We start from the raw sequence: 26,546 nt of genomic DNA, 5'->3' as shown, positions 1-26,546 counted from the left end.
CCGAGTATAGCTTCGTCACAGCTCTACCGCCCGAAGGTGGCGCAGACCGCGGCGCATCGGCACCCAACAACAAAATGCCGAGGCCAGCGCCAGCACCGCCGCCGCCACCGCCACCGCACCGCCGCGGCCGGCCTCGAAGCTCCACCGCTCCACCAGCCACGACTCCAGCGACGGCCAGTGCAGCACCAGCGCCTGGGCTCCGCCGGCGAGAGCCACGAAGACGATGCTGAGAACGAAGTTGAGAGTTCCGCCAAGACCGGAGACGATGCGCGACGGGTTGTCGTGGGAAAAATCCGGCAACAGGGCCCCAAGCCCCACCGCCAGCCCCGAGAGGGCGACGCTGGTAGCGGCGACGGCGTAGAGGGTGAAGGCCAGCTCCACCCCGTCGAGACCCAAGCGCCAGCCGGAGAGCGCCGCCAGGGGAAGGGTGAAAAGCCCCGTCGCCGCCAGGCTCAAGCCCAGCTTCTGCACCAGCAGCTGCTTGCGGGTCGCCGGCGTCAGACCGACGATCCACAGCCGCCGGCCCTCGAGGCTGATGAGGGGAAAGACGAAGCGAGTGGTCAAGGTGGCCAGCACCAGGAGCACCACGGTGGCGTTGAGCACGCTGATCCAGCCCTGCCACAGCTCCCGGTGATAGGAGGGCACGGCCGGGCGCATATTCGCCCCGTAGAGAGCCATGATGCCGAAAAAGACCACGAACTGGCTCCACTGCCCCGGATCGCGCAGGAAGCTCCGCAGATCTTTGGCGGTGAGGGATCGGTAGGGCTCCGGCAGCCACTGCCATCCCCAGCGCCGCCGCCATCCCCAGCGCCGCCCCCGGCCCGAACGGCGGGAGGCGGAGGAAGAGGCCAGCTCGGGATCCGACAGCCTCGCCTTCCCAAGCCGGCTACCCGGCGGCGACCAGCGCTGCCCCTTGAGATCGGTCCAGCCGGAGTAGAGCCAGCGCGCCGCCACCTCCGTTGCCACCAACACTCCCAGCAGGGCGGAAAGCCACAGCCACAGGGTGGGCCAAAGGACAGCCGGCAGCGAGAGGATGGACTCCATCGGCCCCTCCGCGGCGGCGAGCACCGCCGAAGACGCCCACTGGCTGGGCAACCACTCGGCCCCGGAGCCCTGCAACACGCCGCGTACCGCCTGCTCTCCCCGAGCGTCGGCCCAGGCCAGCAGATGGCGCAGGCCGAAGCCGAAGACCACTGTCAACACCGCCGCCGCCGCCAACACCGGTCCCTTGGGCAGCCGGGGCAGCACCCGCGCTCCGGTCATGGCCAGCACCGCCCCGAGAGCCGCCGGCAGCACCACGAAGGGCGGGAATACCAGCAGCAGAGCGTGGTAAAACGCCGGTGAGGCCTCCACCACCCGGCCGTAAGCCAAGAACACGGCGGAGCCCAGGAACGCCGAGGCCCAGGAGCTGAGGGTCACGCACTCCCAGAAGCGGCCGAGAAAGAGGGTGCGCCAGCCCGCCGGGCTGAGCATCAAGAGGGTCATTTCCTGAGAGCGGTAGAGGGTTCCCCAGGCCACGACCACGTTGGACAGCACCAAGAGCCCGAAGAGCACCAGCGCGAAGGTGGAGAGGAGCTGGCCCATGACCAGCTCCGCCAGCGTCCGGCGGCCCACTCCCAACCACTCGGCACCGAAGTCCTGGAGCAAACCGAAGAGACGGTGGGAGACCCCGTAGGCCCCCAGCCACAGCAGCACCGTGGACACCGAGACCACCGCCACCTTGAGCCGGCTCTGGGAGCCAAGGGAGGCGACGGCGTGGCGCAGGCCCCGCCAGCGCGCCCAGAGCAGAGCCCGTAGCGGGCTCAACGCCGATCCTCGCCCGGCATCGGCCCCTGCACCCCCTCAGGGGCCTCCCCTGGGCTCTCTTCCTGGCCTCCCTCTTGGGTCAGGCTCAGAAAGACGTCTTCCAGGGAGCCGGGATGGCGGGCCAGGGCTTTGATTTCCGCCACCGATCCCAGATGCCGCAGGCGCCCGCGGTGGATGATGCCGATGCGGTCCGCCACCTGCTCCGCCAAGCTCAGCGTGTGAGTGGACATGAAGACCGTCAGCCCCTCCCGGGTCCGGCGCTGCAGCTCCTCCCGCAGCCGGCGCATGCTCCGCGGGTCGAGGCCCACCCAAGGCTCGTCCACCACCACCACCTGGGGCTGGTGGAGGAAGGTGACGGCGAAGGAAATCTTCTGCCGCATGCCCTGGCTGTAGGTCTCCACCAGCCGATCCGCCGCCGCCGCGATCTCGAAGCGCTCCAGAAGCTCGTCGATGGCGTCGTCCAGGCCACGCTGGGGCATGCGGTACAGACCGGCGACAAAGCGCATTAGCTCGCGGCCGGTGAGCTTCTCGTAGAGCAGCGGCCGGTCCGGCACGTAGCCCAGCAGCCGCCGCGCCGCCAGGGGCTCGCGTTGCAGGTCGTGACCGCCCACCAGCGCCTGGCCGGAGGTCGGCCGCAGGAGCCCGACGATCATCTTGATGGTGGTGGTCTTGCCGGCGCCGTTGGGGCCGAGGAAGCAGAAAAGCTCCCCGGGTTCGACCTTCAGGTCCATCCCCCGCACCGCCTCCAGAGCCCCGAAGCTCCGGCTCAACTGTCGTGTTTCGATCAATTCTTGGCCCCCTACGCGACGGGCTCGCATCGGGCAAGCCCCACGGCGACAAACAGGTTACACTGTGCGAGCCGCAATCGCTGGATCAGTGTTTTGGACTGTCTCACTTCCTACGGAGAGGTGAGGGGCCAAGTACCAAACGAGCGGGGCCGAGCAGGCCCGGCGAAACCCGCGTCCCCCCGCGAACCGAGCGCATTGAGGAGAACGACCGAGCATGACCGCGAGAAGCAAAAGCGCCGAATCCGCCGTGGGATCCCGCGGCCAAACCGTGATCCCGGCAGCCATCCGCCGCCGCCACAACATCGAACCCGGTGATCAGCTGATCTGGCTCGACGACGGCAAAGTGATCCGGGTGGTACCGATGCCCAACGATCCCCTCAAAGCCCTGGGAGGGGAGGGGGAGGAAAGCCTCTTCAACGAGCTTCTGGAGCGGCGCCGCAAGGAAGAGTCCTAGTAGTCGGGGATGCTTCTCTGAATCACCCACGAGGATGAAAAGAAGTCCTGACAGCCGACGGGGGTAGGGGCAGGTCTTGTGCCTGCCCTCGCTGTTCATGGAACCTCGCCCCGGGCGACCACGAGGGTCGCCCCTACCGGCTGGATCAAGGTCGTTGGGGTCCGAGCCCAACTAGCATTCGGGAGTGGGACTTTCAGGGCAGCCCGTGGCAGGCGTCACTCGTCGCGGAGCAGCTGTTGCCCCGGCCGCCAGCGCGGGATGCCGCCGTCCCGGCGCTCGTCCAGGAGCTCGTGGGGACGGTAGCGGGCCTTGTAGGCCATGCTGCGATTGCCGGCGACGAAATAGCCCAGATAGACCCAGGCCAGGTTCAGTCTCCGAGCCCGCTCGATCTGCTGCAGGATGGCGTAGACTCCCAGGCCGCGTTCCCGGCGCCGGGGGTCGTAGAAGCAATACACCGCCGACAGGCCGTCCGGCACCTGATCGAAGAGCGCCACCGCCACCAGCCGCCGTTGCAGGCGAACCTGTAGCTCGTAGCCGAAATCCTCATAGCCCTCGATGAAGGTGCGGTAATAGTCCAGCGGGTCGATACCGCGATCCTCCCAGCCCCGCCGCTGAGCCATATCCCGGTGATACCGGCGATAGAGCGTCAAGTGCTCGGAGGACATGGCCGGCCTCGAGATGCGCACCTCCAGGTCACGGTTCTCCCGCAAATTCCGGCGCATGGACCGGGAGGGGTGGAAGTCCGCCACCGCCACCCGCAGGCTTCGGCACTCCTGGCACAGGGCACAGGCCGGACGGAAGAACATCCGGCCGAAGCGCCGCCAGCCTTGTTCGAGCATCTCCTGGTACAGCGAGGGCGGGCAGCCCTCGATATAGCGGTAGCGCATGCGCGCCCGCTGCTCCGGCAGGTAGACGCAAGTCTCCTCGTCGCCCTGGAACTCGCGCAGCGCCCGCGGGCCCTGCTCTTCCCCCTCGGCGGCCTCGGATCTCGGCCCACCCGCCCCTGAATCTCCACCCTTCACGGCCTCACTCCTTGGCGTCCTCCATGGCGTGATCCTATCCTGCGCCCCATCCCCCGAAGACACGACCCCAAACACGACCCCCAGACACGAGGGGCCCGGCGTCTCTGCCGCCGGGCCCTTCGATATCGTCTCTGTCGAGGTTGCGGCTACTCGCCGCCGTCCTCGCTCAACGTCGCCACCAGATCCACCAGACCGGCGGATTTCGGGGCGGTGCAATTGGGGCTGGCGTCCTTGGCGAAGGCTCGCAGGGCGCTCATCAGCAGCCGCGTGCGCAACCCCCGATCGACTACTCCGGCATCCTCCAGATCATCCAGAGCGTCGACGGTGCAGGCCAGATACTGGCGGAAGGTGAAGGCGCCGTCGAAGCTGCAGGGGATCTCCGGAATCACCACCGTCTCGCCGGCCTGCACGTTGTACAGGCGATTGCGCACGCCGCCGGGCCACAGCACCTCGACGTCACCCCGCCGGGCCGCGCCAAGGCCGAACTGCTTGTCCAGAGCGTCCTGGGACGCGTAGCTGGAACCGCCCACCACCGGCAAGCTCACCCAATCTCCGCCCCGGGGACGGAAGCGGACCACCGCACCGATGCCGTCACGGTTGACTCGACCCCGGGGGGTCAGGCCGATGGCTCCCTGGACCTCGACGGTGATGCCCTGGTTGCCATTGCCACCGCTGTTGAGCTCCACCGACAGATCGCCGTTGAGATAGGTGTTGCCGTTCCACACCAGCTCGCCGGAAGCATTGGGTTCGAAGTTGAGGATGAAGAAGGCCGTAGCGTCGAAGACGCTGCCCAGAGGCGCCTGATTGACCAAGGTCAGCTCCGGACCGACGTTGAGGTTGGAGATGCTGACGATGTCCGGGAAATGATCCTGGTTCAGATCGCCCACCGCCATCCCGTGGACCACCCGCCGGCTGTGGTTGGTGGAGGTGGCCAGCGCCGCCTGATCCCATTCGAATTGGGCGTTGCCGCAGCCCTGATTCTGCAGGATCACCCCGGGGTTGCCGAGCTCGATGCCCGGCCCCACGTCATGACCGCCGTGGAAGACGATGTCCGCATCGCCGTCCAGATCGTAGTCGAAGGTCGAGGTGCCCCAACCGAAGGGAGTGGTGAGGAAATCCCCCACCCCGGGATCAGCGAACGTCTTGCCCGGCCCCTGGAGCAGCCAGCGGGAAGGCTGCAGCCCCGGCTCCGGAATCCCCACCGGCTGGTAATCGCCGAAGTTGCTGCCGAAGAAGTCGATGTCGCCATCGCACTCGAAATCGGCGAAGGAAAGTCCCATCCAGGACCCCCAGACGTTGGTGCCGGCGGCCATCGCGCGGTCGGTGAAATTGCCGTTGCCGTCGTTGTCGAAAACGTGCAACAGACCGCGGTCCACACCGCCGGTGGAGGCCGAAGGCACACCGCCCTGGTCGTCGGCGGTGAACAGGTCGACATCGCCGTCCTGGTCATAATCCGCCAGCGCCACGGCCCAGCTGAGCCCGGCGGAGCCCCCGGCGCCCGGCGGAAAGCCTGCCAGGTCGGTGATGCCGGACGCGGTGCTGGCATCGACGAAGACGTTGCCCCCCTGGTTGAGGAAGAGCTGGTTGTGCTGATTGAGAGCGAAGGGCTCGAAGATGCCGGTGAAATCATCCCAGGTGCTGTAGGTGTTGCCCACCACGATGTCCAGCAGGCCGTCGTTGTTGACGTCACCGAGGGTGCAGCCGGACGGGTTCAGCGGCGGCCCGGCGGCACCGCTGGCGGCGCTGATGTCGACGAAGGTACCGTCGCCCTGATTCTCGAACAGCAGGTTGGGGGAGAGATTGGTGGTGACGTAGAGATCGTGATCCCCGTCGTTGTCGATATCCCCGAAGCAGGCCCCGGTGCCATCCGCCGGAACCGCCGCCACTCCCGCCGCCGTCGCGACGTCGATGAAGGTGGTGGAACCGGTCTCCACCAGCTGATTGGAGAACAAGCCGTTGGCCCCGCCGGGACCGTTGGTGGCGAAGATGTCCTCGTCGCCGTCCCCGTCGTAGTCGAAGATCACCACCCCTGGGGCCCCCCGAGCCTTGATCGGAGTATCCACCCGCTTCTCCCCGTCGTAGGGCGGATCCATCTTGATGGCGTCGAACTCGGCGTTGCTCGCCGAGGGCACTCGTTCGAAGACGATGCCCGCACCGGCGTCCGCGGCGATATCGCTGAAACTCACTCCACCGCCGCCTTGGGCCCAAGCCGGCATCCCCGCCAGCAAGGCCAGACAACCACCGACCCAAAGGCCTCTCAGCCACTGGTGATCTCCCCATTGGCGATCTCCGCGCTGGCGATCTCCGTGCCGGGAGCTCGGGACAAGGGCAAAAACGCTACCCAGACTCTCCATGTTCAACCTCCTGCAAATCCAAACGCCACCGCGGGCTCAATGGGCCGTACCCAGGCAGCTCCGGCTCCGGAAGCCGGCTGAGAATTGATTGTCGACGGTGGAGAAAACCGGACCAGCACAACACCACAGGGGATATCCACACGCCATTGAGCAAACTCGTCCGACTTCCGGTGCTCAGCCCGCCCTTCTCTCCCCCGCACCGCTTGTCGGTCGATCTCTTAAGGAGTGCAAAAAAACGCCCGAGCGGGGCAAGATCCCCGATCGGGCGTTCTCAGATCCGTCGTTGGAAGCCGAATCAGCGAGCTGCCGCCGGCTCCTCGGCCTCGTCATCCCCGATCAGATAGCGGTCGAGGAAGAGGGCGGTGGCGGCGAGGAAATAGTCGCGGTTCGACTTCTTGCGGAAGCCGTGGCCTTCATCCTTGGCCAGCAGGTACCAAACCTCTCCACCGTTGTCGCGGATCTCCTCCACCATCTGCTCGCTCTCGCTGGCGGGCACCCGGGGATCGTTCAGTCCCTGGACCACCAGCAGCGGGTTGGAGATCTTCTCCGCGTGGTTGGTGGGAGAGATCTTTTCCAGGAAGGCGCGCATCTCCGGATCCCGCTCATCGCCATACTCCACCCGTCGCAGATCCCGACGGTAGTCCTGGGTGTTCTCCAGGAAGGTGACGAAGTTGCTGATCCCGACGATGTCCACCCCGGCCTTCAGGCGGTCGTCGTAGTGCACCATGGAGGCCAGCACCATGTAGCCGCCGTAGGAACCGCCGAAGACCGCCACCCGCTCCGAGTCGAGCTCCGGCTGGGTCTCGATCCAATCCAGCAGAGCGCCGATATCCTTCACCGAGTCTTCCCGCTTCATGCCGTTGTCCAGCTGCAGGTAGCTCTTGCCGTAACCGCTGGAGCCGCGCACGTTGGGCGCGATCATCGCCACTCCCAGCTCCTGCACCAGGAACTGAGTGAACGGGCTGAAGCCGGGCCGCTCCTGTCCTTCGGGGCCACCGTGGATGTCGATGACCACCGGATGGGGACCGGGGCCCGAGGGCTGGTAGTAGAACGCCGGGATGGTGCGCGACTCGCCGTCCACCTCATCGAAGGTGGGGAATCGCACGAGCTGCGGGACGGAGAAGGATTCCACGTCCAGACCGCCGACCTCGCTGAAGGTCCAGCGGGTCAGCTTGCCCGTCGCCAGCTCCAGGGAGTGGACGTCCCCGGGGGACTGGGAGCTGTTGATGTTGAAGGCCAGGCGCTGGCCGTAGGCGTCGAATCGGAGGCTGTAGATCAGCGCCGTCGGCAGCTCCGGCATCTTCACCGGCTCCAGGCCGGGGAGCTTGCGCACATGCAGCTCCGACAGACCGTCGGCGTTGACCACGAAGGCGATGTGCTTGCCGTCGGGGGAGATTTCGATCTGTCCCACATCCCACGGAATGTCCTCGGTGAGGATGCGGGTCTCGCCGCTCTCGAGATCCTTGTAGCGCAGGTGCTTGAACTCCGTGCCGCGGTCGGAGGCGAAATACACACCCTTGCCGTCCGCGGCGAAGCTCACGCCGGAGTAGGCCACCGGCTCGTCGGCGTCATCGATGGGCGTCAGCTCTTTGGTCGCCAGATCGAGGATGTAGGGATTGGTCTCGTTGGCGGAGATGTATTGGGCGACGATGATCTTCTTGTCATCCGGGGAGAATCCCCCCACCACCCAGGCGCCCCCGCGCTCGAGCAGCAACTCCTCTTCCCCGGGCTTGTTGATATCTCCCAGGTAGACGTCCCAATCCTGGCCGTTGCGGCGGGTGCTGTAGAACGCGTAGCGCTCGCCGTCGTGAGCCCAGTTGGTGCTCCCGTTGAGGGACTCGCCGTCGCTGAGCAGGCGGTACTTGCCGGTCTTCAGGTCGAAGTAGAAGATCTGGAAGAACTCACCGCCTCCCACATCCTTCTGGAACAGGAACCCCTCGGTCTTCGGCGTCGGGCTCGGCTCGGCGCCGCCGACGGGCTCGTCGAAGAAGGTGATTTGCTGGCGCGCCGCTCCCGGCTCGCGCACCCAGTGGACCTGGCTGGTCTCCCCGAAGCGGGTGGAGATCAGGACTCCCTCGCCGGTGGGATGCCATCCCTGGAGGTTGGCGCTACGGGCGTTCTGGTAGCGCTGCAGCTGATCCTCCACTTCCTGAGGAATCTCCGGGATCCCTTCGATCACCAGGTTGCCGCGCTCCACCCGCTCGACGGCGGTAACCGGAGCGGCAAGCAGTGCGCAGAAGAGGGCGGCGGCGAAAACCGATAAAAATCGTTGGTAGAACATCGAATTCTCCGTGCATTTGAGTCTGGTAAGGCAGGGTCCGCTGTGCGGCCTTGTTGCTGGAGTATACCTACGACAAGAGTCGGAGCTGGTTTCGCCCCAGTTTCGCGGCCCATTCTGTTTCGACGGTTTCTACCCTAGAAAGCGCCGCCTCTCCCGTCCACGGACCACACCCTACTTTTTTCCCGCCCCGTGAGGGAAACCGCCCCACGTTCCCGCGTTTCCTTGTAGACGCACTCAGGGAAGGACTTCTCCCACCTCGGCCCAGGCCTCGCCCGGCCCTGCGCCCACCCCCGGCCTCAACCCCCGGAACGAGTCCTTCGAACAAGCTCCTCGAGTGGGCCCAACATGCCCGCTAGACCCACCCTCCGATCACGCTGATCGGAGGGTCTTTTTTCTTGGCGGAGCATCAGCACCTCCACCGGACGCCCTGGCGGGTTCCTCTGGACGCCCTGGCGGGCCAGCCCCATCGACTCCTTCGCGAGATTTCTTGAGCACATTTCTCGCCGGATTTCGCGGCTTGGTTGAAGCCCTCTCGAACACCGGGGGCCGTTCTCTCATCCACGAGCCGCCGGCTCCTGCGGGAGCTGCGAGGGCCACCCTACTCAGGAGTCACTCATGCAACGATTGTTCGCCGTCCTCTGCTCCCGAATGCTGGAAGGCCGTCGAGTCCCCCTGGCCCAAGGCCGCTTCTTGACCACTCACCTCATCCTCATCGGCTGTCTGCTCGCCGCGCTGCCGCTGGCTGCGCAGCCCCTCGATTCCTCCTCCCCGCAGAGCAAGCTTCGACTAGCCCCGCAAACCGGCGTCGCCGGCGAGTTCCTCGTGCTCTTGGAGGACCAGACTCCATCCGTCGCCCCCACCGCCCTCGCCGCGGAGAATCTCGTCGCCCGCTACGGCGGTACGGTGCAGAAGACTTGGGACCTGGCGGCGCGGGCCTTTCTTGCGAAAATGACCCTGGACCAGGCCCGTCAGCTGTCCAAGGATCCGGCGGTGCGGCTGGTGGAACAAAATCGCACCGTCGAGGTCTCCGTCCCCCCGTATCCTGGGTTCTCCGACAACATCACTCAAAGCGGCACGATTGTCGGTGAAGCCTTCGGCACGCAATCCATCTCCTGCTCCGAGCTCGACCCCCGGGATCCCGGCTACAACTGCCCGGACAACTGGGGCCTCGACCGCATCGACCAGAGCACCCTGCCCCGGGACGGCTTCTACGACTATCCCGCTAGCGGCCAGGGTGTACACATCTACCTCATCGACACCGGCATTTCCTCTACCCATCCGGAGCTCGCTGGGCGCATCGGCCCGGGGGTCAACGTCACCGTCCCCGACGGCCATGACGATCGCGATGACACCGAGGACTGCCACGGCCACGGCACCCACACCGCTGCCATCGCCGCCGGCAGCACCTACGGCGTCGCCAAAGACGCCATGGTCCACCCGGTACAATTCCGTGAATACTGCGACGTTCTCATCAACGGTGGCGAGGACGAGATCATGGACAGCATCGAGTGGGTGCTTAGCGTCCAGGGAACCGCAGGCCATCAAGGACCGTCGGTGGTCAGCTTCAGCGGTGCCAACGAAGAGGGCTGGGGTCAGATCCTCGCCTCCTCGGCTCAGAACTTGCTCAACGCCGGCATCTCCTTCGTCCAATCCGCCGGCAACCAAAACAACCTCGCCTATGACAGGCAAGGCAACTCGCACCCTGTGAACGTCTGCGATGTGACCATCGGCGGCGTGGTTCCGGGAATGCTCATCGCCGGCGGTATGGACATCAACACGGTCCACGGTCAGGAAAAAGACGGGCGCTGGCTCCGGGAAGGCCCTACCACCACTGGCGGTAGCCCCGATCCCAGCTACCAACCCTCCTGCATCGACTTTCACTACCATGACTGTGGGTCTAACACCGGTCCCTGCATTGACGTCTGGGCCCCGGCGGCTCACATTCGTTCCGCCGAGGAAGACTACAACCCACCGCAGAACAACGACTACAGCTTCCGGCTGAGCGGCACCTCCATGGCAGCCCCCCACGTGGCCGGCGCGGTGGCGCTCTACCTGGAAGACCATCCCAGTGCCACCCCCGCACAAGTGCACCAGGCGATCATCGACAACGCCACCGTCGGGGTGCTCGAATCCAGCCCTTCGAGCCCGTACTCCATCGGCAACTCCCCCAACCGACTGCTCAACGTCAATCCCGGCGGCAATCGGCCGCCGGTGGGTGTGGCGGACACCGTCGTCGTGGCCGCGGGCTCGCCCCAGGTTTCCATCTCCCTGGGAGCCATGCTCGGAAACGATTGGGACCCCGAGGGGGACGCCCTGCGGATCTGTAGCTACGACGACAGCTTGACCCAACACGGCACGCTGGCGAGCCACGTCGCCGGCGTCAACTACGCGCCCAACTCCAGCTTCTGGACCGCTGGTGAGGATCGCTTCCAATATCTGCTCAGCGACCGCTCCGACTGCTCCCGACAGATCCCGGTGGACGTCTTTCTCAAGATCGCCCTCTTAGCCGATGACTTCGAGTCCGGCAACCTATCCGCCTGGACCGCCCAACACGTCCTGGGTGGCGGCCAGGTCACCGCCAGCTCGTCCTCCAAGTACTTCGGCGCTTACGGCCTGAGGGCCTACCTCGGGGGCGGTGTTTCGGACAGCGCCAAGGTCATCGACCTGACCCCCAACCGGGAGACCTCCTACCAGGCCAGCTTCTGGTTCAACCCCGATGCCATGCAGATTGCCAATGGGCAGGTGGTCTACATCTACGCCCAACGAGATGACGTGCTCCCAACCAACGTCATCCTGCTCCAAGTGCGCAAGGGGACAACCCATCAGCTCCGCTTGCAGGTGCGGGAGAACGACCGCTCCTGGACCTACAGCGACTGGTTCAATCTCTCTGGCTGGAATCACATCGACGTGGAGTGGTTCGCCGATCCACCCCTGACCAGCGTCGGCGGCTACGCCCGCCTGCTGCTCAACGGCGTCGAGGTCTTCCAGGAGACCAACCTGGACAACAGCGACCACCGCATTGATCGCGCCGTCCTGGGCGCCTTCGGCGGCGTCTCCCCCTCCGCCACCGGCTACTTCGCCTTCGACGACTTCTCGTCGAGCCAATTCTGACACCGCCGGCTCGCCTCCGGTGAGCCTCCGGTCCTGGTGAAGAGGCCCCTCCGGTCCGCGTGGCCGGAGGGGCTCTCTTTCTGGGGGTCCGGCAGCTCCGCCTCCGAGCATGCTCCGAGCCATCCCTGCGACCCCTCGCCGAAAGTTTCTTGAGCACATTTCCCGCCGGATTTCGCGGCTTGGTTGAAGCCCTCTCCAACACCGAGGGTCTTTTCTCGTCAACGAGGCTCCAGTTCCTGCGGGAACTGCGAGGCCCGCACTACCAAGGAGTCCCCCATGCGACCATGGACCACCCTGTTCCGTTCCCGGCCCCAGCTGGGCCGCAGTCACAACCCAACCCGAGCGATCTCTACGGCGACCGCCTTGCTCCTCGCCGGCTGCCTCCTCGCAGCGTTGCCGCTGACGGCGCAGCCCGGCGATGCCCCATCCCCGACCAGCGAGCTGCGCCTGGCCCCTCAGGACAGCATCGAAGGGGAATATCTCGTTCTCCTGGCCGATTTCATCGAACCTACCGAGGCCGACGTCAAACGCGAGGCCGACGAGTTGGTCACCCGCTACGGCGGCACCGTGCAGGAATTCTGGCACCGGGCCGCCCCTGCGTTCCTGGCCGAGATGAGCGAGGACCAGGCCCTCCAGCTGGCCAAGGATCCCGCAGTGAGGGTGGTGGAGCAGAACCGGAGGATCGAATTCTTTGGCACCCTACCCCCAGACTGCTACGGCAACACCACCCAGAGCGTTGCAGGCGGCGGCGAGGCCGCCGGCACCCAGGCCATCTCCTGCTCCGAGCTCGATCCCCAGGATCCCGGCTACAACTGCCCCGACAATTGGGGGCTGGATCGCATCGACCAGGCTCTTCTACCCCGAGATGGATTCTTCGATTATCCGGCTAGCGGAGCAGGAACCCACGTCTACCTGATCGACTCCGGCATCGCTTCCTCTCATCCCGAGTTTGCCGGCCGCCTGGGGCCCAGCGTCAACGTCACCGTAGCTCCAGGACATCCGAACCGCTTCAACCTCACCGACTGCCTCGGCCACGGAACGCACACGGCCGCTATCGCAGCCGGAAGCACCTTTGGAGTGGCCAAGGACGCCGTGATTCACATGGTGAAGGTGTCGGACCCCTGTGGTGATCCTCCGGCAGGAACCAGCAGCCAGACCATCATCAACGCCATCGATTGGATCCTCTCCGTCCATGGCTCTGCGGGTCATGAGGGTCCTGCCGTGGTGAACTACAGCGGCGGAAATACCAGCACCGGGTGGAGCACCCTGATCGCTACCGCAGCGCAGAATCTCCTCAGCGCCGGTATTTCCCTGGTCCAATCGGCCGGCAACCAAAACGACAACGCCGGAGGTACCCCAGTCGACGCCTGCAGTCGATCTCTCGGAGGTCCCGTAGACGAGGTGATCGTCGTCGGCGGAATGGACCTGAATCGCGTCGGTGGCCAGCTGAAGGACGGCCGCTGGCTACGTGAGGGGCCTGCAACCACTGGAGGGGACCCCGATCCCAGCTATCCGCAGCTGTGCGGCGTACAGCAAGACTGCGGCTCCAACACCGGCCCTTGCATCGACATCTGGGCTCCGGCGGCCCACATTCAATCCGCCGATCACGACGGCCCGGGTGCCAGCTGCCGGCTCAGCGGCACATCTATGGCCGCTCCCCACGTCGCCGGTGCGGTGGCCCTCCACCTGGAGGCAAATCCCACCGCCACGCCTGCCCAGGTACACCAGGCCATCGTCGACAACGCGATCCTCGGCGTGCTGGAGGACGATCCCCTCAGCCCCTACTCCATCGGCAACTCTCCCAATCGCCTAGTCAACGTCGTTCCCGGCTCCGTCGTCCCACCCAATGCCGAGGACGACACCTATGTGGTCCCTCAGGGTTCGTCGAGCTTCACCCTGGGATACAACGGCCTCTTCGCCAACGACACCCCCACCGGCGAGATTCGCTACAACTCCCACACCCAACCACAACACGGCAACATCCAGATCCACGCCGCGGGGTTGATCTTCCAGCCGTTCCCGAGCTTCTGGACTGCCGGGTCGACGACCTTCACCTACACCATCGAGTTGCTCGACCTCCCCGCCTACACCGCCACCGCTAACGTGACCCTGATCGCCGATCCGGTGCTCTTCGAGGATGATTTCGAATCCGGGAGCCTCTCCTCTTGGGACAGCCAGACGGTCTCCGGCGGAGCCACCCTGCAAGTGACCTCAGCGGCTTCCTACAAAGGCCTCCTCGGCCTCGAAACGACCTTGAACAGCGCAAGCTCCAAAGCCAAGCTGGAAACCTTCACTCCGAACCAGGAGGATTCCTACTCCGTCGAGTTCTGGCTCAATGCGGACTCCCTCACGATGACCTCCGGGGACTTTCTCAAGCTCCTCAACGCGCGGGACGACTCCGCAGGCCGCTTCGTGTTCCAGATCGAGGTCCACCAGCGCCAAGGTCCCGCCCTGCGCTTGCGCACCCAAGACGCTGCCGATCAAGTGACCCAGAGCACCCTGCAATCGATCGTCGGCTGGACCCATGTCGAAGCGCAGTGGGGCACGGGCGGCAGTCAAGACCTCGGCTTTGTGCGGCTGCTTCTGGACGGTACCCCCGTCTATGAACAATCCGGCCTCGACTACGGCCCCCGCCGCATCGACCGTGCCCTCTTCGGCGCCTTCGGCGGCATCCACCCCGGAACCAGCGGAACGGTCTATCTGGACGAGTTCGTTTCGCAGCGGTAGGTGTCCCGAGCCCCCAACCCCCCCGGCCTTCCGGGCCGGGGGGCGACACTACTCTCTCTGACCTCACTCCCGTGGCGTTGCGCGGTGCCTCGGCTCTCGACGAACTCTTAGCAAGCTTCCCGTCATCCAGAGCCCTAAATCTCTAGAGTTTCTAGGACATCAGACTTGCAAGCGACGCCCAAGCCCTAATCGAAAGCAGTCTCCTTTGACGAATAGCCGCACCATCGCGTACCATACAACGCAAGAATTTAAAGCAATACTGGTGAAGGCGAAACGCAAGTCAACGTCTACCGCGCAGGTAGGTCGACTCTGCCACTGCTCGACCACTACAAGACAGCTAGAGCCCAAGACCTTAGCCACCACTCCTTCTGACTTTGCGCCGATCGAATCAGCCTGACAATGCCACTTACTACCACCCTCAAGCATCATATTGGCTAACAGCCATTGAACTAAAGAGGAAGCATGGAAATGCACAGCCGCCCAACGGAAGAGACAACCGAGAAGGCGCCCGAGAAAAAAGACGGGCACGTCGCCGTCATATACGTACATGGCATGGGAAGCCAGCGACGATATGAGGAGGCAAGCCGGCTGATCGACGCCATAGACATCCATCTTTCAAACTCTCAAAGACGAGGAGAAGAGAAAGGCTACCTCGCAAGAATACGCCCCAGACTAGAACCTTCAAGGAGCGGCGCCGGGAGAACCGAAGTCTATATTCGGGCCAAGCATCATAGCCCTAAGGAAGAAGGAGTTGAACCCACAAACGCGAGATTCTTCGAGCTTTACTGGGCTCCGATCATGGCCGAACACAGTTCCGCATGGAGGGTCCTTGTATGGCTCTTTGGCCAGGTACCAAGGCCCCTAGAAACAATCCGAGCAGAGTGGAGAGAGCGGCCTCGACTACGCCGGTCTACTCTGATGGAGATCTTCCATGAACCAGATTCCTGGCCACCTGGAACTAGAGAGAGAGATTTCTCCGAACTAATGGGTCTTTATCACAGATTCGAACGCCATGACGCACGAAGAGATTTCCCAAAGGGGACCTTCAAAAACTTCCTGAAATTCCAAGAGAAGGAGATCAAATCCTCTCAAAGTCAGAAAAAGCTTCTTGCGCTCTCGGAACTTTGGCGCCAGAAGTATCGATACCGCGAAGCTACAACCGCCTTCTTGCTTGTCACCTTTGGCTTGACTCTGATGGCACTCACTGGAGTAGCCGCCGCCCTAATCCTCTACGCTTTTCAGAAAACCTACGGATGGGAAGTACTGAAACCATTATTGGGCATTATGCCTGATCCCATATCCACCAGGCTCAACCCCTCCTTGGCAGCCTTGTTTGGAGTGCTATTTTCAATCGGTGGACTACTCGGGATCAGAAAATTTCTCACATTATATTTGGGCGACGTCGAATCCTGGTCAACCTACGAAGAGACCGACGCCAAGCACCAACGACGCAAGAAAGTAATTGATCGTGGATTCAGACTTCTTTCCCATGTTTTATCTGACCCCGACTGCACCAGGGCTGTGATCGTCAGCCATAGCCTTGGTACAGCGGTCGCGCAAGATACCCTCCTGGAGGTCGCCAGGTATAATCGAGCTCACTATCCCTCCGACCCAATTTCAAAACCAATTCCACTTGACAAGATCACACACCTGATAACCATCGCTAGCCCAATCGACAAGATCCAATACTTCTTCGAGAGCTACAAGAGTCGATTTCACAGGTACAAGCGGGTAGTAGAAGATCTGCGCGGCGACATTGGAGGAGTTCCTTTTTCCCGCAATAGAAAGCCGCACATCCACTGGATCAACTTCTGGGATGAAGGGGACATCATAAGCGGCGCAATACATTCACCAACCAGTCGCCGGGGACTACCAAATCGGGTCGACAACGTTCATATTTCGAACTTATACTTTCCCGACCCAGGAGCGTCGCATTCTGCCTATTTTGACAACCGCCAGGTTATTGGTGAGATTTTTTCGATCATCTTCAAGGGAGAGCATGACTTCGCCAACGCTCCCCGCAAACCTGGCTCGGACTATGACCTAGAAAGCGTCTATCTAGGGCCAGGAGACAAAACCGGCCGGGCTCGCTTCTTTGCACTTTCTGCGATCCTCTTCCCCTGGCTGCTTCTACTTGGCTTGATCCTTAGCCTCCTAGACATGAATACCGGGGTGCTGGTCACTTGGTTCCTAGCAGCGTCTGCCTTCGCGATCCTCTTGGTGGGCTTTTGTGTAGGAAAAGTGCGCGGCCATCGGCTTCCGCTGTAGAAAAGCAACCTAGCGATGGTCACTCTGCCAGGACTCCAACCAAGCCAGTGGCCTCTGCAGCTAGGAATCTTGCAGTTCTCTTACCTGTCACCTTGGCAGAAGACCCCACGGTCTCTACCTGTGGCCATGAGGCGTGGAGCCTCGCTCAACTTCCTACCTAGTTGGTGACGGTAGGAATTTTCCTCAACCGAGCTCAAGGAGCCCCCCTCACACCGAAGTCCGCCCCAGCAACCACCCCGGCGCCACCAGCCGGGCCAGGGGGCGCTCGATGAAAGTGCCGGCGCGGTCGTGGGCGTCGAGGAGGGACCCGACTTCAGAGCGGATGCGCTCGTCGTCAGGACAGATCTCCTCGATCCAAGTCCGCCGGTGGTGGGGTTCCTGTTCCAGGGCTTCCGCCAAGAGCGCACGGATGGTACGCCATCGTTCGGGGGTCATGGTCTCGTCCTCCCATTCCTCAATCCCCAGATGGCGATCAGAGCCGGTGCCGAAGCCGCTTTCGGCACCGGCTCGGTCCGGTTGTTGGTCGACGGAAGCCCCGTCTAGCAACAAACCGGCCTCGACTTCGGCAGCCGCCGCATCGACCGCACCCTCTTCGGAGCCTTCGGCAGCAACCATCCAGCACCAGCGGCACCGTCTACCTGGAGGAGTTCGTCTCGCAGCGGTAACCGCTTCGGCCCATCGAGCACCCTACGCATAGCCCCTTCGGTCGGTGTGATCGGAGGGGCTCTCTTGCCCTCTTGGGGCTTCGACTTCCCACATTTCCAGCGCCTGCCAATCGCGGAAGTCACTCTCGGCGACCACAAAAACCGACTCTTGGCGAATTTCTTTGAGCACATCTTGCGCCGGATTTCGCGGCTTGGTTGAAGCCCTCTCGAACACCGGGGGCCGTTCTCTCATCCACGAGCCGCCGGCTCCTGCGGGAGCTACGAGGCTCGCACTACCAAGGAGTCCCCATGCGACGACTGCTTTCTCGTCCTTGTTTCCATCCCACCCCGGGCCGCACCACCAGCCCACGCCGAGGGATCCGAGCCCTCTTCACCCTCCTCTTGGTCGGCGGCCTGATCGTGGCTTCCCCGCTCCTGGCACAGACCTCCGGTACGCCCTCCCCCACCGACAAGCTCCTCCTGGCGCCCCACACCGGCTTCGAGGGCGAATACCTCGTTCTCCTCGCCGACCAAACCGAGTCCAACGCTCGATCCGTCCGGCTCCAGGCCGGCGATCTCATCGCCCGCTACGGGGGCACGGTGCGCACGACCTGGCATCGGGCCGCCCGCGCCTTTCTGGCAGAGATGAGCCCGGACGAAGCCCTCGCCCTGTCCAAGGATCCAGCGGTCCGGATGGTCGAGCAAAACCGCGCCGTCGGCCTGGCCGGCGCCCTGCCCCCGGATTGCTACGGCAGCACGACCCAGAGCCGCAGCGGCGAAGCGGCCGGGACCCGGCTCATCGACTGCTTCGAGCACGACCCCCGGGACCCGAACTACTTCTGCCCGGACAATTGGGGGCTTGACCGCGTCGACCAGGGTGCGCTGCCCCTCGACGGCTTCTACGACTACCTGGCCACCGGCCAGGGGGTGCACATCTACCTCATCGACACCGGCATCGCCACCGACCACGCGGAATTCACCGGCCGCATCGGCGCGGGGGTCAACGCCACGGTGCCCGAGACCAGTCAGTTCCGCGACAACACCGACGACTGCCACGGTCATGGAACCCACACCGCCGGCATCGCCGCCGGTAGCACCTATGGCGTCGCCCAAGACGCCATCCTGCACCCGGTCAAATTCGGCGACAGCTGCGCTGGCGGCGGGTCCGCCGGCACCGATTCCGTGATGGAGGGCATTGAATGGATCCTGGACACCCATGAAGACCCGGGGCAGGTGGGTCCGGCAGTGGTGAGCTTCAGCGGCGGCAACGTCGAAGGCTGGGGAGAGACCCTCGCCACCGCCGTTCAAAACCTGCTCCTCGAAGACATCCCCTTCGTGCAATCCGCCGGCAACCAGAACGACTCCGGTGACGACCCCCAGGGAGACGCTTGCGCCCGCACCCTCGGCGGCCCGATCCCCCAGGTGCTCGTCGTCGGCGGGATGGACATCAACTCCGTCGACGGACAGGACCGAGACGGCCGCTGGCTGCGCGAGGGCGAAAACACCACCGGCGGCAGCCCGGATCCCAGCTATCCCAGCCAATGCGGTACCGACTGCGGCTCCAACACCGGCCCCTGCATCGACGTCTGGGCACCGGCGGCCCACATTCGATCCGCCGACTACGAAGGCACCGCCTGCCGGCTCAGCGGCACCTCCATGGCCGCACCCCACGTCGCCGGGGCGGTAGCGTTGTTCCTGGAGAGAAACCCCAATGCCAATCCGAACCAGGTTCACCAGGCCATCGTCAGCAACGCCACCTTCGGAGTGCTGGAAGCCGATCCTGACAGCGCCTACGCCATCGGCAACTCTCCCAACCGGCTGCTCCACACCAACACCGGAGTCAACCAGCAACCGGTGGGAGTCGCGGACACGATCCTGGTCGAGCCGGGCGCCACCTCCGTCGCTATCCCGAACGGCCTGCTCTTAAACGACGACTGGGACCCGGAGGAAGGGCCGCTGGCCATCTGTAGCTACGACTCCAATCTACTGCAGCACGGTACCCTCGACCTCGGTCATCTCGGCGGAGTGAACTACGTGCCGGGTCCCAGCTTCTGGACCGCCGGGGAAGATCACTTCCAGTATCTGCTCACCGACCGCTTCGACTGCTCGGTTCAGGTACCAGTGGACGTCTCCCTCGTCGCCCTCAACTCCGTGAGCTTCAACGATGACTTCGAATCCGGGGATCTCTCCACCTGGGGCAATCTGAAGACCACCGGTGCGGGCGAAATCACCACCAGCCCCTACGCCGCCTACTCCGGCTCCTACGGATTGATCACCCGGCTCCTCGGCGGCGCCGATGATCGCGCGACCCCCATCGACTTCACGCCCAACCGGGCCGTCTCCTATCAAACGGCCTTCTGGTTCAACGCCGGCTTCATGCGGGTCCCGGCGGGCGAGATCGTCAATGTCGTCACCCTCCGCGACGACGGAATCCCCACCGCCGCCGCACTCTTCCAGCTGCGCCAGAACCCAAACCACCAGATCCGCGTGCTGGTGCGGGAGGACAACCTTCAATACGTCTACAGCAGCTGGTTCGACCTCCACGGCTGGAATCACCTCAGCTTCGAATGGTCCGCCGCCCCCTCCAGCTCCGCCGCCACCGGCACCGCCCGACTGGTCCTCGACGGCACCACAGTCCTCCAAAAGACCAACTACGACAACGACACGATCCGCGTCGACCGCGTAGTCCTGGGGGCCTTCGGCCAGCTCACCACCCCGGCCACCGGCTGGTTCGCTTTCGACGACTTCACGTCGAGTAGCTATTGACCCTACCGGCTCGCCTCCGGTGAGCTTCCGGTCCTGGTGAAGAGGCCCCTCAGGTCCGTGTGACCGGAGGGGCTCCGCCTATCTTCAAACCGAAGACCGCCCCAGCAACCACCCCGGCACCACCAGCCGCGCCAAGGGACGTTCGATGAAGCTGCCGGCGCGGTCGTGGACGTCGAGAAGGGACTCGACTTCGGAGCGGATGCGCTCGTCGTCGGGACAAGTCTCTTCGATCCAGGTTCGCCGGTTGCGGGGTTCTTGCTCCAAAGCTTCCGCCAGAAGCGCACGGACGGTAACCCCATCTACCAGCAAACCGGCCTCGACTACGGCAGTCGCGGAATCGACCGCGCCCTCTTCGGCGCCTTCGGCGGTATTCATCCCGGCACCAGCGGGACGGTCTACCTGGACGAGTTCGTTTCGCAGCGGTAGGCGCTCCACTAGCTCTCCACGACTCTACTGGCTCTCCAGCGCTCCCCTCCGGCTCCCAAAGCCCCGGGGAGCGCCCCTTTCTCGCTTCTCAGGTCTTCGGATTCCTCGACCAGGAAGCTCTCTTCGGAGGCTCCCACCAAAAATTCTTTGAGGGAACCCGACCTCAAATCTCGCGTATCGATACCAGGGCCCTCGAATAGCGAGGGCCTTTTTTCATCCGGGGAGGGTGGCGGCAGGTCCGCTGCCTGCCAGCCCTCTCCAACACGACCCAGGAGGTCCCCCATGTCACAGACCAATGCCTCCCTCCGACCCAGTTCCAGGTCGGCCCACCTCACTCGTGCAGCGCGACCGCTCCGCCTCGCGGCGGCCGTGCTTTTCGCCTGCTGCCTCGTCGTAACCACGCCGCTCCTGGCCCAGCTGTCCGGCCAGGGATCTACCGACGGCAAGCTGCTTCTAGCGCCTCGAACGGGGATCGCGAACCAGTACATCGTGCTGCTGGAAGAGCAGGAAGCCGCCGGTGCACTTTCTGTCAAGCTGGCTGCCGAGAATCTCGTGGCCCGCTACGGCGGCACCGTGCGCAACTCCTGGGAGCTCGCTGCCCGCGCTTTCTTAGTCGAGATGACGGAAGGCCAGGCCCGTGAGCTGTCGAAAGATCCGGCGGTGCGGTTGGTGGAGCAAAATCGCTCCATAGGAGTGCTCAGCACCCAACCCGCCAACTGCTACGGTCATGACGACCTCCAGCGCTCCGGCGAGGCCTCCGGCACTCAGGCCATCTCCTGCTCCGAGCTCGACCCCCGAGACCCCAACTACAGCTGCCTGGACAATTGGGGGCTGGACCGCATCGACCAGAGCACCCTGCCGCGGGACGGCTTCTTCGACTATCCCGCCAGCGGCCAGGGCGCGCACATCTATCTCATCGACACCGGCATCCGCGCCACCCACGCGGACTTCTTCGGCCGCGTCGGCGCCGGCGTCAACGCCACGGTCGACGAAGCCAGTCCGTTCCGCAACAGCACGGACGATTGCTACGGCCATGGCTCCCACACCGCGGGGATCGCCGCCGGCTCCACCTACGGGGTCGCCAAAGACGCCATCCTGCACCCAGTGAAGTTCCTCGACACCTGCACCGGCGGTGGCCCCTCCGGCACCGATTCGGTCATGGAAGGCATCGAGTGGATTCTGGACACCCATGGGGATCCGGGACAGGTCGGCCCGGCGGTGGTCAGCTTCAGCGGAGGCAACGCCGAAGGCTGGGGGCAGATCCTCGCCACCGCCGCCCAAAACCTGCTCAACGCCAACATCTCCTTCGTGCAATCCGCCGGCAATCAGGCCGATGTGGCTTACGACAACCACGGCAACAACCCCCATCCCGTGGACGCCTGCGACATGACCATCGGCGGCCAGGTGCCGGGCATGCTCATCGCCGGCGGCATGGACATCAACACGGTGAGCGGCCAGGACCAAGACGGCCGCTGGCTGCGGGAAGGCCCCAACACCACCGGCGGCGCTCCGGATCCCGCCTACGACGAGCTCTGCGTCAACTTCAGCGGCCACGACTGCGGTTCCAACACCGGCACCTGCATCGACGTCTGGGCCCCCGCTGCCCACATCAACTCCGTCGACTACGAGACCTCCAGCGGCGCTTGCCGCCTCAGCGGCACCTCCATGGCCGCCCCCCACGTGGCCGGCGCGGTGGCCCTCTACCTGGAGGACAACCCCGGTGCCACGCCCGCGCAGGTGCACCAGGCCATCGTCTCCAACGCCACCGTGGGCGTGCTCGAATCGAGTCCTTCGAGCCCGTACTCCATCGGCAACTCCCCCAACCGCCTGCTCAACCTCAACCCCGGCGCCAACCAGCCGCCGGTGGGCGTGGCGGACACCGTGGGAGTGGTGGAAGGCTCGTCGTCGGTCTCCATCCCCCTGGGCATCATGCTCGGCAACGACTCGGACCCCGAGGGGGACCCGCTGCGCATCTGCGACTACGACGACACCCTGACCCAGCACGGCACGCTGGAGATCCACGTCGCCGGCGTCGTGTACCGGCCCAACGCCAGCTTCTGGACCGCCGGGCAGGACCGCTACCAATATCTGCTGAGTGATCGCACCGACTGCTCGGTGCAGATCCCGGTGGACGTCTTCCTGGAGGCCATCGCCGCACCGAGCGCGGCGGATGACGCCTACACCGTGCCCCAAGGCACCGTGTACTTCTCCATTGGCTACACCGGACTGCTGTCCAACGACAGCCCCGCCGGGGAGATCCAGTACACCTCCTTCACCCAGCCCGGCCACGGCACCATCCAAGAGCACGCCACCGGCCTGCGCTTCGAGCCCGACGCCGCCTTCTGGGCCGCCGGGTCCACCACCTTCACCTACACCATCGCTTTGCGGGATTACCCGTCCTACACCGACACCGCTACCGTCACCCTCACTGCCGAGGCACCCTCCGGCGTTCTCTTCGAGGACGGCTGGGAATCCGGTGATCTATCCGCCTGGACCGCCCAGAACGTCCAGGGCGGCGGCCAGCTCCTGGTCAGCCCGTACTCTGCCTACTCCGGCACCTACGGGATGATCGCCAAGCTCGCCGGCGCCGCCGGGGACCGCGCCAACGTGGTGGACCTCACTCCCAACCGGGAAGACTCCTACCAGGCCGGTTTCTGGTTCACTCCCAATTCGATGAAGATGGAGACGGGGGAAACGGTGTACATCTTCGCCCAACGCGACGATCAGCTCCCCACCAATGTGGTCCTGCTCCAGGTGCGCAACAACAGCGGCTACCAGATTCGCATGTTGGTGCGCGAGAACGCCGGCAACTGGGTCACCAGCAGCTGGCACAACCTTTCCGGCTGGACCCGCATCGAAGTGGAATGGTTCGCCGACCCACCCTTCCTGCGCATCGGCGGCTACGCCCGCCTGGTGCTCGACGGCGTCGAGGTCTTCCAGCAGATCAACCTGGTCAACGGCAACCACCGCGTCGACCGCGCCGTCCTAGGCGCCTTCGGCGGCAACCACCCCACCGCCACCGGCCGCTTCGCATTCGACGACTTCACGTCGACCAACAACTGACGCCGCCGGCTCACCGCGAGTGAGCCAGCGGCCTAGTTTGGGAGCCCCTTCGGTCGTTTTGGCCGGAGGGGCTCCGTTCTTCTCACACCGAAGACCGCCCCAACAACCACCCCGGCACCGCCAGCCGCGCCAAGGGGCGTTCGATGAAGCTGCCGGCGCGGTCGTGGGCGTCGAGGAGGGACTCGACTTCGGAGCGGATGCGCTCGTCGTCGGGACAAATCTCTTCGATCCAGGTTCGCCGGTTGCGGGGTTCTTGCTCCAAAGCTTCCGCCAGAAGCGCACGGACGGTACGCCATCGTTCGGGGGTCATGGTCTCCTCCTCCCATTCCTTAGTCCCCAGATGGTGATCAGATCGGATGCCGAAGCCGCTTTCGGCACCACTCAACAAGATCTCCCTTTGTTGAAGAAACGCGAAACTCGGTCGCCATTTCCCTCACGGGAGAAGAAAAATCTTCGTCGGGCTATTGGAGAGACCGCTGGGAGGGGGTGAGAAACGTGTCGAGGCGCGCGCGGCTACGGCGGGTGAAGTCGGAGTCGGGGCCGACGGTGGCCAGGAGCTGGCGGTGGCTGTCGAGGAGCAAGGGTTCGGCGGCCTGGAGCCGGCCCTGGGCGGCGAGGCAGGCGCCCTGGAGGGAGAGGGCGTCGAGAATCCACGGATGGTCCTCCGGCAACTCTCGGCGGTAGGTGACCAGAGCCTGGCGGATGGCCTCTTCGGCCTCGGCGGGTCGCTCGAGGTCGAGCAGAGTGAGGGCCAGAGAGTGGCGCACCACGGCGGTGTGGGGATGGTCACGACCGACGCTGGCCAGCAGGCTGTCCAGAGCCTGGCGTTGGAGGGCCTCCGCCGGTTCCAGCTCCCCACGGCTCCAGAGCAAACCGCCCAGATTCTGCCGCGCCAGGGCGACCTTGGGATGGTCCGGACCGAGGGCCCGCTCTAGAATCTCCGCCGCCTCCCGCAGGGAACGCTCCGCCGCTTCGTCGTCGCCGCGGGCCCGTTCCATCCGGCCGAGGTTGTTGAGCACCGTGGCCACGTCCTCGTGGTCGTCGCCGTAGGCGCGGCGGTAGATCTCCAGGGTTTGGCGGTAGAGATCTTCGGCGGCGGCCAGCTCACCGCGACGGTGCAGCACATGCGCCAGGTTGTTGAGGCCGACGCCGACCTCCGGGTGGTCGTCGCCGAGCTGCTGGCGCCAGATGTCCAGGGCCTCGCGATAGCGCGCTTCGGCGGCCTCCAGATCCCCCAGCTCCTGATGCAGCTGGCCCAGGTTGTTGAGGGTGGAAGCGACCTTGGGGTGCTCATCCCCCAGAGCCCGGCGGCGGATGCTCAGAGCCTCGGTGGCGGCGTCGAGACCGTCGCCGTAGCGGCCACTGTCGTGGAGCAGGTTGGCCAGGTGGTGCAGGGTGCTGGCGATGGCGGGGTGATCCGGCTCCAGAATGCTCCGCTGGAGCTCCAGCGCCTGGCGGTAGAGGGGCTCGGCGGCCTCGTAGTCGCCCCGCCGGGCGAGCACCTGGGCCAGGTTGTCCATCACCTCCGCCACCCGCGGATGATCCTCGCCGTGGAGTTGCTGGTAGAGCTCCAACGAACGCCGGGTGTGCTGCTCCGCCGCCTCCAGCTCACCGCGCTCCAGGAGCAGGCCGGCCAGATGGTCGTAGCTCGAAGCGGTGAGGGGATTCTGTTCTCCCAGCTCGTTCTCGGCGAGCTCCAGGGCCTGCCGGTAGAGGGGATCGGCGGCCGCCAGGTCGCTGCTCAGCTGGAGTGCCCGGCCGAGGCCGATGAGCGCCCGGACCCGCGCCTCGGCGGTGCCGCGATGGTCGGTGAAGATCTCCAGGCTCTGACGGAAGGCAGCGGCGGCGGCAGGGTAGTCCCCCACGTCGAGGCGAAGGTCACCGAGCTGAAGCAGCGAGCGGGCCCGCGCCTCGGCTTCCCGCCGCCCCTCCTTGCGCGCCTCCAAAGCCGCCTCCGCGTGCACCAAGGCTTCCGGGTAGAGCCCGAGCTTCTGGTACACGCGGCTGATGGTCTGCTGCAGATCCGCCTTCAGACCGGGCTGATCCTCCAGCCGCTCATCGATGCGGCGGGCGCCGCGGTCGAGAATCTCCCGAGCGGTGATGGCCTCGCCGCGGGCGCGGCTCGGCTCGGAGACTTCGAACAGCTCCACCAGGAAGTTGGAGATCTCCGTCGCCCGGGCGCTCTGGCGCAGGATCTGCTGCCGCTGCACCAGGAGCGTGATGAGGAAGCCCACCAGCAGCGCCAGGGTCAGCGCCGCGGCGGTGACGGCGGCGGTGTGGCGGCGGACAAACTTGCCCACCACGTAGGTGAGGGTCTCTTGGCGGGCGCGCACCGGCATACCGGTGAGATAGCGCTCCACATCCGTCGCCAGCTGCTCCGCCGAGGAGTACCGGCGCCGGGGGTCCTTGCGCAGGGCCATGAGCACGATGTTGTCGAGATCGCCGGTGAGGCGACGGTGGAGGGAGCGGGGATCTTCGGCCCGGGCTGCGCTCACCGCGTTGGGAGTGAGCACTTCCCGACCACCGCCGGTGGTGGGCACCTCCACCTCTTGGAGCACCGCCGTCGAAGGTTTGCCGGGATCCTCCTCGCACACCGCCCGCAGGATCTCCAGCGCCGACCGGCGATGCCAGTAGTAGGGACGGTGACCGGTGAGCAGGTCGTAGAGCAGCACTCCCAGGGAGTAGACGTCGCTGGCGGTGGTGATGCTCTCGCCGCGCACCTGCTCCGGACTATGCCCTGCCGACCATGTTCTGTCCGGCGGCATCCCCGGTGGCATAGTTGAACCGGAGGTAGGCGAACTTGTTCGACATCGACATCTTCCTGTCGAACAAGTTC

16 protein-coding genes are annotated in these 26,546 nt (G+C 64.9%); 7 read left to right on the top strand and 9 right to left on the bottom strand.

The window, feature by feature from the left end; translation table 11 throughout:
- Positions 1 to 15: 15 nt before the first annotated feature.
- Both SX243_06685 and SX243_06680 read right to left on the bottom strand, forming a co-directional pair.
- Positions 16 to 1,806 carry a hypothetical protein gene (locus SX243_06685; protein MDY7092642.1) on the bottom strand — a complete coding sequence of 597 codons (1,791 nt, stop codon included), beginning with the start codon at positions 1,804 to 1,806 and terminating at the stop codon, positions 16 to 18.
- The gene (locus SX243_06680; protein ID MDY7092641.1) at positions 1,803 to 2,576 is read right to left on the bottom strand and encodes an ABC transporter ATP-binding protein; all 774 of its coding nucleotides are present in this window, start codon (positions 2,574 to 2,576) and stop codon (positions 1,803 to 1,805) included. The genes SX243_06685 and SX243_06680 overlap by 4 nt, the downstream gene beginning before the upstream one ends.
- Before the next feature lie 232 nt (positions 2,577 to 2,808).
- On the opposite strand from SX243_06680, the gene SX243_06675 reads away from it, so the two are divergent.
- Positions 2,809 to 3,048 (top strand): AbrB/MazE/SpoVT family DNA-binding domain-containing protein, encoded by a 240-nt coding sequence (locus tag SX243_06675; protein MDY7092640.1) that lies wholly within the window; start codon positions 2,809 to 2,811, stop codon positions 3,046 to 3,048.
- 215 nt (positions 3,049 to 3,263) lie between these two features.
- On the opposite strand, the gene SX243_06670 is transcribed toward SX243_06675, so the two are convergent.
- From SX243_06670 to SX243_06660, 3 genes are all read right to left on the bottom strand, one after another.
- Complete coding sequence (locus SX243_06670) at positions 3,264 to 4,070, bottom strand: arginyltransferase (protein ID MDY7092639.1); 807 nt, start codon at positions 4,068 to 4,070, stop codon at positions 3,264 to 3,266.
- Between the two features lie 146 nt (positions 4,071 to 4,216).
- A complete protein-coding gene (locus SX243_06665) occupies positions 4,217 to 6,256 on the bottom strand; it encodes a CRTAC1 family protein (protein ID MDY7092638.1) in 2,040 nt (679 codons plus the stop codon).
- A gap of 463 nt (positions 6,257 to 6,719) precedes the next feature.
- Positions 6,720 to 8,705 (bottom strand): S9 family peptidase, encoded by a 1,986-nt coding sequence (locus tag SX243_06660; GenBank protein MDY7092637.1) that lies wholly within the window; start codon positions 8,703 to 8,705, stop codon positions 6,720 to 6,722.
- A gap of 615 nt (positions 8,706 to 9,320) precedes the next feature.
- Here SX243_06660 and SX243_06655 point away from each other — a divergent pair.
- From SX243_06655 to SX243_06645, 3 genes are all read left to right on the top strand, one after another.
- Positions 9,321 to 11,816: a S8 family serine peptidase gene (locus SX243_06655; protein ID MDY7092636.1), complete on the top strand. Its 2,496-nt coding sequence runs from the start codon at positions 9,321 to 9,323 to the stop codon at positions 11,814 to 11,816.
- Between the two features lie 276 nt (positions 11,817 to 12,092).
- A complete protein-coding gene (locus SX243_06650; protein MDY7092635.1) occupies positions 12,093 to 14,543 on the top strand; it encodes a S8 family serine peptidase in 2,451 nt (816 codons plus the stop codon).
- Between the two features lie 462 nt (positions 14,544 to 15,005).
- Complete coding sequence (locus SX243_06645; GenBank protein MDY7092634.1) at positions 15,006 to 16,811, top strand: hypothetical protein; 1,806 nt, start codon at positions 15,006 to 15,008, stop codon at positions 16,809 to 16,811.
- Between the two features lie 207 nt (positions 16,812 to 17,018).
- Here the strand turns inward: SX243_06645 and SX243_06640 are convergent, their stop codons facing one another.
- Positions 17,019 to 17,426, bottom strand: a complete 408-nt coding sequence (locus SX243_06640; protein MDY7092633.1) for a hypothetical protein — start codon at positions 17,424 to 17,426, stop codon at positions 17,019 to 17,021.
- 338 nt (positions 17,427 to 17,764) lie between these two features.
- On the opposite strand from SX243_06640, the gene SX243_06635 reads away from it, so the two are divergent.
- A complete protein-coding gene (locus tag SX243_06635; protein MDY7092632.1) occupies positions 17,765 to 20,221 on the top strand; it encodes a S8 family peptidase in 2,457 nt (818 codons plus the stop codon).
- A gap of 84 nt (positions 20,222 to 20,305) precedes the next feature.
- On the opposite strand, the gene SX243_06630 is transcribed toward SX243_06635, so the two are convergent.
- A complete protein-coding gene (locus SX243_06630; GenBank protein ID MDY7092631.1) occupies positions 20,306 to 20,485 on the bottom strand; it encodes a hypothetical protein in 180 nt (59 codons plus the stop codon).
- Between SX243_06630 and SX243_06625 the strand changes: the two genes are divergently transcribed.
- Both SX243_06625 and SX243_06620 read left to right on the top strand, forming a co-directional pair.
- Positions 20,477 to 20,647, top strand: a complete 171-nt coding sequence (locus tag SX243_06625) for a hypothetical protein (GenBank protein MDY7092630.1) — start codon at positions 20,477 to 20,479, stop codon at positions 20,645 to 20,647. The two genes, SX243_06630 and SX243_06625, sit on opposite strands and share 9 nt — an antisense overlap.
- Before the next feature lie 369 nt (positions 20,648 to 21,016).
- Positions 21,017 to 23,710, top strand: a complete 2,694-nt coding sequence (locus SX243_06620; protein MDY7092629.1) for a S8 family serine peptidase — start codon at positions 21,017 to 21,019, stop codon at positions 23,708 to 23,710.
- An 82-nt stretch (positions 23,711 to 23,792) separates the two neighbouring features.
- Here SX243_06620 and SX243_06615 read toward each other — a convergent pair whose 3' ends face one another.
- Both SX243_06615 and SX243_06610 read right to left on the bottom strand, forming a co-directional pair.
- On the bottom strand, positions 23,793 to 24,020 hold the full coding sequence (locus tag SX243_06615) for a hypothetical protein (protein ID MDY7092628.1): 228 nt from the start codon (positions 24,018 to 24,020) through the stop codon (positions 23,793 to 23,795).
- A 151-nt stretch (positions 24,021 to 24,171) separates the two neighbouring features.
- On the bottom strand, positions 24,172 to 26,430 hold the full coding sequence (locus SX243_06610) for a tetratricopeptide repeat protein (GenBank protein MDY7092627.1): 2,259 nt from the start codon (positions 26,428 to 26,430) through the stop codon (positions 24,172 to 24,174).
- Positions 26,431 to 26,546 lie beyond the last annotated feature (116 nt).

Source organism: Acidobacteriota bacterium, assembly GCA_034211275.1.
Taxonomy (GTDB): domain Bacteria; phylum Acidobacteriota; class Thermoanaerobaculia; order Multivoradales; family JAHZIX01; genus JAGQSE01.
The sequence above is the reverse complement of the archived record's forward strand: the minus strand, read 5'-3'. Positions and strand labels throughout refer to the sequence as shown.